Consider the following 1586-nt stretch of genomic DNA (forward strand, 5'->3'; position numbering starts at 1 on the left):
ACAGAATCGGAGGTATCCTTATGTTTAAAGATTATAACATGAATCAAGTCATTTTGCCGATGGATTTAGCCTATAAATTGCAGAAAGATGATATTGCTTTTGCGGTGAATGACCTGGTGGAATCTATTCCTGGTGAAGCTTTTGAGTGTTTTTACCGCCAGACAGGCTGCCCGGCTTATCATCCGAAGATGATGTTAAAAATTATTTTGTGCGCGTACACCCAGTCTGTGTTTTCCGGAAGGAAAATTGAAGCTCTATTGAAAGACAGTGTCCGAATGATGTGGCTGGCTCAAGGTTACGAACCTAGTTATCGAACTATTAATCGATTCAGAATTGAGCCTGATGTCAAGGACTTGCTTCGCCAGTGTTTTGTTCAATTTAGATCGCAGCTCGTTCAGAAAGAAGTTATTGATAATGAGGCCATTTTTATTGATGGCACCAAAATCGAAGCTAATGCCAATAAATTTACGTTTGTTTGGAAGAAATCCGTCCAGCGCTACAGTTCTGATCTGGTGAAGAAGTCCAATGAGCTTTATGAAGAATTGGTAGCTAAGGAGATCATGCCTGCGATTGAACGTGAAAGCGAAGAAGAATTGGCAACAGAAGAATTGGAAAAAGTAGCAGATGAATTAAACAAGACGGTTGAAAAGTATGATCAACAGATCGAGGCAAGTAGTGATTCAAAAGAACGAAAAAGACTTCGTTCAGAACGAAAAGAACCAAAGCAGTACCGACAAAAGGTACATGATATGATTGAACGGAAAACGCGATATAAAAAGGATCTGGAGATCCTTGAAGACCGAAACAGTTATTCTAAAACGGATCATGATGCGACCTTTATGAGAATGAAGGATGACTATATGAAAAACGGGCAGTTAAAAGCTGGCTATAATCTTCAAATCGCAACAGAAGGACAATACACCCTGGCGTACGATATCTTCCCGAATCCAACAGATACACGGACTTTTATCCCTTTTTTAAATAAGATTGAACAAGGGTTCTTTTCTTTGCCTTCATACATTGTCGCAGATGCAGGGTACGGAAGTGAACAAAACTATGAAGACGTATTCACGAACCGTTCCAGCACCCCGCTAATTACATACAGCATGTATCGAAAAGAGAAGAAAAAAGCTTTTAAAAACAATCCATATCATGCTTTCAACTGGGATTATAACGAAGAGGAAGATATGTTTCTTTGTCCAAATGGACGAAAAGTGACGTATCGATATACTTCCAACCGAACGGACCAGACGGGGTTTAAGCGAACATTTAAGGTATATGAATGCGAAGATTGTACTCACTGCCCCTTCCGAGACAGCTGCTCGAAGGCCAAAGAGGGCAAGAGCCGAAAGGTTCATTACAACGAAAAGTGGGAGACTCAAAAACAGTATATTCGTCAATTGCTTTCTGAAACAGAAACTGGGGATATCTATGGAAAACGCAAAATTGACGTAGAGCCAGTCTTCGGATTTCTGAAGGCTAATTTGCATTTCACGAGAATGTCAGTGAGAGGCAAAGACAAGGTTAATAATGAAATAGGGTTCGCACTTATGGCGGTGAACTTAAGGAAGTACACCGCAAGAAAG

Annotated in this window: 1 protein-coding gene; it reads left to right on the plus strand. The window is 40.4% G+C overall.

The window, feature by feature from the left end; genetic code table 11:
* Positions 1-20: 20 nt before the first annotated feature.
* Positions 21-1586 (plus strand): IS1182 family transposase (locus tag K8O68_RS11235; RefSeq protein WP_230896985.1); only part of this gene is annotated, 1566 nt, incomplete at its 3' end.

It is taken from the genome of Salipaludibacillus sp. CUR1, assembly GCF_021028955.1.
Classification (GTDB): Bacteria; Bacillota; Bacilli; order Bacillales; family Salisediminibacteriaceae; genus Salipaludibacillus.